The sequence below is a fragment of the Mesorhizobium sp. M6A.T.Ce.TU.002.03.1.1 genome (genome assembly GCF_003997275.1).
Taxonomy (GTDB): domain Bacteria; phylum Pseudomonadota; class Alphaproteobacteria; order Rhizobiales; family Rhizobiaceae; genus Mesorhizobium; species Mesorhizobium mediterraneum.
Window position 1 is genome coordinate 1 of record NZ_RZTI01000195.1, and the last position, 7,461, is coordinate 7,461.

A 7,461-nucleotide genomic window follows, 5' to 3' on the forward strand; every position below is an offset into this window, starting at 1 on the left:
GGGCGCTGTAGCAGAAGAGCCCCGGCCAGTGCAATGATCTGGCCGATCACCGCATCGGATCCCGCGATCGCCATCGTCGGCGCCGAAACTTGCGCGACAACGCGGCCGCCGCTCTCGACCAGCGCGCCGCGCAGCTCCGTTCCGCCGAGATCGAAGGCGAGGGCTAGTCTTGTCATCAGGCGGCGACCTTCAGCCCATGCAGCCAGGCCATGCGTTGCGCGAGGTCGGGGTCGCCGAATGCCAGCGATCCGAGCACCACCGTCTCGGCCCCGGCGGCGCGCAAGCGCGGCACCGTCTCGTGGCGGATGCCGCCGTCGGCAGCCAGGATGATGTCGGTTTCACGGCCGGCTTGCCGCATCAGCATGCGCGCCTCTAACAGGCGTGGGCAGGCCTGGTCGGAAAGGCTCTGGCCCTTGACCCCGATGGATGTGCCGAGAAGCGTCACGAACGCGACTTGCGACAGGAAAGGCGTGACCGCAGCGACCGGCGTTTCCAGCCTGAGCACCACACCGGCCTCGGCGCCGAGATCATGCGCCAGCCGCACGGCGCGCAGGCCGGCTTCGCCGTTTTCGGCATGGACACTGACCAGGTCGGCGCCGGCCTCGATGAACTGGCGCGTCTGCTCCTCGACGATCTCTGCTTCGACCATCAGGTGCACATGGATCGGCTTTGCCGTCAGCCCGGCGATCCGCGACACCAGATCAGGAAAGAACAGGAAGCCGGGGGTGAAGCGGGCGTCTGCGACGTCGATATGATGCAGGTCGACATGAGGTTCTATGCGCTTCAGGTCGCGCTCCATATTAGCAAGATCGGCCGACCACAGCGAAAACTCGCCGAGCAGCCGGTTGCGTGGCAAGGCGGCGATGGCAGCGGGGCCGGACAGGGATTTGATGGTCATGACGGAACGAGGCTCCGGAAGTTGAAGTGAGCGTGAAGGAAGGTCGTGATCTCAGCCTGCAGCTCGGCGAAATGCCGGACGCTGTCGAGCGCCTTGGGTGAGATTTCCGCAAAGGTTGCACCGGGAATCGCCGCGGCAAGCGTGCGCGCAGCCGGCAGCGGATGCACCGCATCCATGGCGTTGCCGATGACCAGCGTGGGGATGCCAAGGGCAGCGGCGTTGTTCGCCGAAACACCTGGGCCGTCGGCGGCAATGTCGGCGAGGACCTGCGCGAATGGCGCAGCATCCGGCCGGTCGAAATAGCCGAACAGCGAGGCAAGGTTGTCGGGTGCTTCGCGCTTCAGGCGCGCGGCGGTTTTCGATTGCGTGAAGATCGTCCTGGCCTTCTCGGGGCCGAGGTCGAGGATGAGGCCGGCAACCTCGGCGATCGGCCGCAGGTTCGCCGGCGCGCTGTCGAAAATCCAGGCCGGGCGCACGAGCAGCAGGCCGGCGACGCGGTCCGGATGGCGGCAGGCAAGGCGCAAGGCGATCGCGGCGCCCATGGAAATGCCGCCCGCAACGAAACGATCGAGGCCGGCCTGATCGGCGGCGGCAACAACATCGTCCGCGAACATCTCCAGGGAAAACGGACGGCTGGTGCCCAGTCCAGAGGCGCCGTGTCCGCGGCATTCCAGCGTGATGCGCCGCAATCCCGGCCCGGGGGGGAAAGCCTGGGCGACCTGCGCCTCGCCACCGCCCAGCCCGTGCTGAAAGACGACGGCAACCCCGTCGCCATGGTCGGAGACTTGAAGCGCGGCGTCGTCGCGAAGCAGAGCGGCCGGGCGAGCCATCAGGTCAGCCCCTTCAGGAAGCGGGCAACCCCGGGCGCTTCGTCAGCCGAAAGGCCGTGCGTGACCAGCGCCCCGTCAAAGCCTGATACTTTTAGCCGGGCGACAAAATCCGGGAAATTGACGACACCTTGCCCGGCGGTGGCGAAGCGGCCGTCGGCAAAGCGGTCCTTCGCGTGGGCCATGGCGACATGGCCGGCCGTGGTCTCGACCGCAGCGGCTACGATGGCGCGTGCTTCGTCGGGGCTCGCCTGCTCAAACAGGTTCGCCGGATCGAGCACGATGCGCAGCCGTTTAGAGTCCATCTCTGCAATGAGGCGCATCGCATCCGACGCCGAGGTGACGATGTTGGCCTGTTCGGGCTCGATGCCGAGATCGACACCGTGGCGCTCCGCAAGATCAAGCGCCTTTTCCACCTCGCTCGCCATGTCGTCCCATGCCTCAGGGTCGGCATTGTCGGGGTGATACGCCCACTGATCGTCCGCGTTGCGCGTTCCCGTGCATAGCGTGACCAAGGGAACGGAAAGGTCTGCCGCAGCCTTGATCATCACGCCAAGCCGGCGCAGGCCGTCGTCGCGCACAGTCCTGTCTGGATGGGCCATGTTGTAGGTGCCCGAGAGCGCCACCAAGGCGATGCCGAAAGCATTCGACGCGGCCGCGATGGCGCTGATGGCGTCGTCAGGGACCGCATCCGGCATGGACGGCAGGCCGGCGCAGGCTAGGTTGAACTGGGTGACGGCAAATCCGGCGTCGCGCACCGCCGCCAGCACGCCGGCCGGCTCACGCCCCGGGAAGGTCTTGGCGAACACCCCGATCTGCATCAGACCGCTCCCGTCACGCTGGCGATCTCGACGCGATCACCGGTTTCGACCGAACGTGCGATCGCCACCATGGCGCGGATCGAGGCAAGCCCGTCCTCGACGTTGGCGCCGCGCATCGGCTTGTCGTCAAGGACTGTCTCCGCGAGGCCTTCGAGCTGGCGCCTGAAGAAATGCCCGTCGGCGCCCAGCGGCTTTCGTGATGTCGCATCCTTCTCGTGAAAAATATCAACCTCGCTCGCCCGGAAATACCAGGGATTGAAGGTCTTCGCGATCACCGAGCCGTTCTCGCCATAGAGCTGAAAACCCTCGTGCCAGTCCATGCGGACGGCCACGGTGAGATCGAGATGGCCAAGCGCGCCGTTGGCGAACTCCGTTTCGACGAACCAGCAATAGGCGCCGAAACGCTCGTTGAGGCGGGCACGCACGGCGACGATCTCGCCGCACAGGAAGCGCGCCGTGTCGACGAGGTGCGAGCCGTGCGCGAGCATGAAATACTGCCTGAGATCGGCTTTCGGATTGCCGCTAGGTTTCCTTGCCAGCTTGCTGGTGACGGGAAGCGGCTGGACCGCATCAGTGTTGGTGTAGCGATGGGTGGAATCGCAATACCAGGCCTTCAGCGCCAGGATTTCGCCCATCTCGTCGCGGACGAAATCGCGCGCCGCTTCCAGCGCCGGATCGAAGCGCTTCATATGGCCGACCTGCAGCACCTTGCCGGAGCGCCTGACCGCATCGGCGAGCATCTCGCCTTCCTCGACCGAGACGCCGATCGGCTTCTCGCACAGCACGTGCTTGCCGGCCTCGAGCGCCTTAATCGACATCGGAACGTGATAGGCGTCCGAGGTCGCGACGATCACCGCCTCCAGTTGCGGGTCGGCGAGCATCTCATCGTAATCGCCATACATCTTTTCGGGTTCATAGGTCGCGCCCATGCGCGCCAAGAGATCGGGGGCGGCATCGCAGATCGCATAGAGGTCGGCATTGCTGGCCTTCACGCAGGATTCGAGATGGGCGAATTGCGCGATCGGCCCGCAGCCGAGCACGCCGACACGAAGGCGACGGTCTTGTTTCCGGATCATGGTCTCTTCCTCACGCGCCGTAGCCGCGCATGGTCTGGCGGTTCGTCTTGACCGCGGCGGCCGGATCGGCGGCGGCGGTCTCGGATTCCTCTTCCAGCACCAGCCAGCCGTTGAAATGTGGCGCGGCACTGGCGATGTCGATCACAGCTTCGGTGTCGCAGACGCCCTTGCCGAGCATCGCCCATGTGCCGCTGGCATCGACGTCCTTCAGGTGGACGTAGCGGATGCGGTCGCGATAGGTGGTGAGCGTGTCGGCCATGTCTTTGTGGCCGCGCAGGATGTGGCCGGTGTCGGGCACCCAGCCGACCAGCGATGGATCGATCAGCGCGAAAATACGGTCATAGTCGGCACGGTCGAACAGCAGCGTGTTGTGATGGGAACTGGGATGGACGGCGACATCGACGCCGGCCTTGCGCCCAAGTTCTCCCGCCTTATTGTAGACCTCCGCGGCAATGGCGAATTTGTCGTCGCGCGGGCCGTCGGACACGACGGTAGCCGAGCCCATCGAAACCAGCGCGCCTGGAAAGGCGGCGGCGAAGTCGATCCAGCGCTTGGCGGTCTCGAGGTCGGTGCCGATCTTCTCCTTCAGCGTGAAGCCGCTTTCCGAGCCGAAGGCGAAGGAAACCAGGGTGAGGCCGGCCGACTTCAGCGCCGTGGCGAATTCCGCCGACCTGTCGACATAGCGGCCGATCATCGTGTCGGTGATCTCGATGCCGGCATAACCGCCATCGGCGATCGCCTTAAGCAGATCGTCGGGGCCACCGGAAAACCGGTCTCCGAGCATTTCCCAGGTAAAGGTCTGGCATCCGACTTTCAGGTCTTTCACGTTCATCCTTTCATTCCTTGATGCCGCTCATTCTTTGATGCCACCTTGGGTCAGCCCTTCGATGATGTGCCGCTGGAAGAACAGCACCAGCACGATCAAAGGGACGGTGACGACCGCCGAAGCTGCGGCGATGTCGCCCCAGGGCACATAATAGAGGTTGGTGAAGTTGGCGATGCCGACGGGGATCGTCTGGCGATCGATGTTGGAGGTGAAGGCGAGCGCGAACAGGAATTCGTTCCAGGCGGTGATGAAGGCAAGCAGGCCCGTCGTCACCAGGCTCGGCAGCGACATCGGCAGGATGATGTGCCAGAGCAGTCCGGGAATACTGACACCGTCCATCCGCGCCGCCTCGTCGATCTCGCGCGGCAGCGTCTCGAAATAGCCGAACAGCACCCAGGTGACGAGCGGCAGGCCGAGCGCCAGATAGGTGATGACCAGCGCCGTGTAGGTATCGAGCAGGCCAAGATTGGTGGCGACCAGGTAGAGCGGCCCGACCAGCGCGATCTGCGGGAACATCGACACCGAAAGGATGACCATCAATATGCCGAAGCGGCCTTTCACGTTCAGCCGCGACAGCGCGAAGGCGGCCAACGATCCGACGAAGAGGCACAGGAACGTCGTGGCCAGCGAGACCACCAGCGAATTCCAGACATAGCGGTGCAGATCTTTCTCGATGAAGGCGTTGTAGTAGTGCTCGAGCGTGAAAGGGTTGGGGATCAGCGACGGCGAGCCTGAGGTCAGCGCTTTGTCGAGCTGGAACGAGGTCGAGAATTGCCAGATGAACGGGCCGCCGGACCAGACCAAGATCAGCAAGGCGCCGAGATAGATGGCAATGGTCTGCAGCGGTGAGCGTGTGTCGTTCATTGCGCCCTCCTGATCTGCCTGATGAGATAGAGGCAGAATACCAGTGCGATGATGCCTTCGGTGACGAACATGGCCGTCGAAACGGCCGAGCCATAGCCGAATTGCAGCGTCGAGAAGAGCACCTTGTAGGACAGCGTCGACAGCGTCTCGGTCGAATCGGCCGGACCGCCGCCGGTCAGCACATAGACGAGGTCGAAGACGCGAAACGCGTCGAGCGCGCGAAACAGGCCGGCAATCAGCAAGGTCGGCATGAGCAGCGGCAGGCGGATGTGCCAGAAGGTGATCCAGCCTTTCGCACCATCCATGCGCGCCGCCTCGATCAGCGAATTGGGCACCGTCTGCAGCCCGGTCAAAAGCAGGAGCGCCATGAACGGCGTCGTCTTCCAGACATCGGCGATGATGATGGTGGTCATCGCGGTGTCGGGAGAGCCGTACCAGTTGATGTTCTGGTCGATCAGCCCGGCATGAAGCAGGATATAATTGATGATGCCGTTCTGACCGTCGAACAGCCAGCCGAACATTTTCGAGGTGACCACCGTGGGCATCGCCCAGGGAACCAGCATGGCGGCGCGAACCAGGCCGCGTCCTTTGAAGGCCTCGCACAGGATGAGCGCCATGCCGAGCCCGATGACCGTCTCCAGTATCGTCGATGCCGTGGTGAACCACATCGTGTGCCACCAGGCATTCCAGAATTGAGCGTCGCCCCATAGCTGCACATAGTTGGAGAAACCCGAGAACTCGTTCTCTTGGGTGATCAGCGAGGTGTTGGTGAGCGAGAGATAAAGCCCGTTGATGATCGGGTAGAAGGAAACTGACGCCAGCGACACGAAGGCCGGCGTCAGCAGGAGCAAGGCCCAGACAGCGCCCGGAAGCGCCTTGCCAAGCCGCGGCCGGCCAATGCCAGAAACAGTGGCCGCCGCGGTCATCGGTTCAGCCGACGATCTGGTCGATTTGCGCCGCCAGCGCGTCCATCTCGGCCTGGACATTGCCCGAGACCAGCGCCTTGGAGATGCCGGACTGCAAGGCCAGCGTCACCTTGGCGTATTCGGGTGTGATCGGTCGGGCGGTGGCGCCGGTGAACACGTTCTCGAGGCTCGCCATGAACGGCTGTTCGGTCTTGATCTTCTCGTCCTGGAACAGCGCCGGGCGCGTCGGCGCGAGGCCGAAGTTTAGGGCGATGCGGTGCTGGGTTTCGGTCGACGACAGCCATGTCAGCAACTCGATCGCGGCTTCGCGCTGCTTGGAGTTGGCGTTGACCCCGAGCTGATAGCCGCCGAGACAGGCCGAGCTCTTGCCGCCGGGGAAGGCCGGTAGCGGTGCGACACCGACCTTGTCCACCACCTGGGAGGCCTTGGCGTCCTGGGCGATCGGATAGACATAGGACCAGTTGCGCATGAACATCGCCTTGCCCGAGGTGAAAGGCTGGCGTGACGGCTCCTCGTCCCAGGACAGGACGTCCTGCGGGCTGATCTTGGTCCCGTTGACGGTGTCGTGCAGGAACTGGATCGCGTCGACCGCCGCCTTCTGGTTGATCAGCGACGACTTGCCGTCGGGCGCCAGGATCGCGCCGTTGTTGGAGGTGATGATCTCGACGGCGTCGCAGACCAGAACCTCGGCCTGCTTGCCTTGCCAGAGATAGCCGAAATCGACGTCGCCGGCCTTCTGCGCGGCGGCGGCGATGGTCGCCATGTCGGCCCAGTTTTCCGGCACCTTGCCGCCATGCTTTTCCAGCACGTCCTTGCGGTAATAGAACATGCCCGAATCCATGAACCAGGGAAGGGCGGTCAGCTTGCCGTCATAGGTACAGGCGTTGAGGGTTCCGGAGAAGTAGGCGCTGCGCTTGTCCGCGGGAAAATACTCGTCGAGCGGCAGCGCCCAGCCGGCAGCGGCGAAGCCGGCGATCCAGATCACGTCCTGGCTGAAGACGTCGGGCGTGCCAGTACGCCGGGCGAGCTGCTGGACAAGGCCCTGGTAGACTTCCGTCGATGAGCTCGGCGGTGGCAGCTCGATGTTCTTGACCAGAATGCGGTCCTGCGATTCGTTGAAGGCCTTGATCAGGTCGCCGAAAGTCTCCTTGCCGAAGAAGGCGGCACTGGCGAAACTGATTTCGGCGCGCGACTGTGCGCGAGCCCGGCGAACGCCCAGCCCG

8 protein-coding genes are annotated in these 7,461 nt (G+C 64.1%); all 8 read right to left on the bottom strand.

Features of this window, described 5'->3' with window-relative positions; genetic code table 11:
* Positions 1–175: 175 nt before the first annotated feature.
* Entirely contained in the window at positions 176–898 is a 723-nt protein-coding gene (locus EOC93_RS31435) for a ribulose-phosphate 3-epimerase (RefSeq protein WP_127206561.1), read from the bottom strand.
* Entirely contained in the window at positions 895–1,728 is an 834-nt protein-coding gene (locus EOC93_RS31440) for an alpha/beta hydrolase (protein WP_127206562.1), read from the bottom strand. Before EOC93_RS31440 ends, EOC93_RS31435 begins: the two co-directional genes overlap by 4 nt.
* Positions 1,728–2,546, bottom strand: coding sequence for a sugar phosphate isomerase/epimerase (locus tag EOC93_RS31445; RefSeq protein ID WP_127206563.1), 819 nt, complete (start codon positions 2,544–2,546; stop codon positions 1,728–1,730). The genes EOC93_RS31440 and EOC93_RS31445 overlap by 1 nt, the downstream gene beginning before the upstream one ends.
* Entirely contained in the window at positions 2,546–3,622 is a 1,077-nt protein-coding gene (locus tag EOC93_RS31450; protein WP_127206564.1) for a Gfo/Idh/MocA family oxidoreductase, read from the bottom strand. The genes EOC93_RS31445 and EOC93_RS31450 overlap by 1 nt, the downstream gene beginning before the upstream one ends.
* A gap of 10 nt (positions 3,623–3,632) precedes the next feature.
* Complete coding sequence (locus tag EOC93_RS31455; protein ID WP_127206565.1) at positions 3,633–4,454, bottom strand: sugar phosphate isomerase/epimerase; 822 nt, start codon at positions 4,452–4,454, stop codon at positions 3,633–3,635.
* Between the two features lie 21 nt (positions 4,455–4,475).
* Entirely contained in the window at positions 4,476–5,312 is an 837-nt protein-coding gene (locus EOC93_RS31460) for a carbohydrate ABC transporter permease (RefSeq protein WP_127206566.1), read from the bottom strand.
* Positions 5,309–6,238, bottom strand: coding sequence for a sugar ABC transporter permease (locus EOC93_RS31465; RefSeq protein WP_127206567.1), 930 nt, complete (start codon positions 6,236–6,238; stop codon positions 5,309–5,311). The genes EOC93_RS31460 and EOC93_RS31465 overlap by 4 nt, the downstream gene beginning before the upstream one ends.
* A gap of 4 nt (positions 6,239–6,242) precedes the next feature.
* Positions 6,243–7,461 (bottom strand): ABC transporter substrate-binding protein (locus EOC93_RS31470; RefSeq protein WP_164759358.1); only part of this gene is annotated, 1,219 nt, incomplete at its 5' end.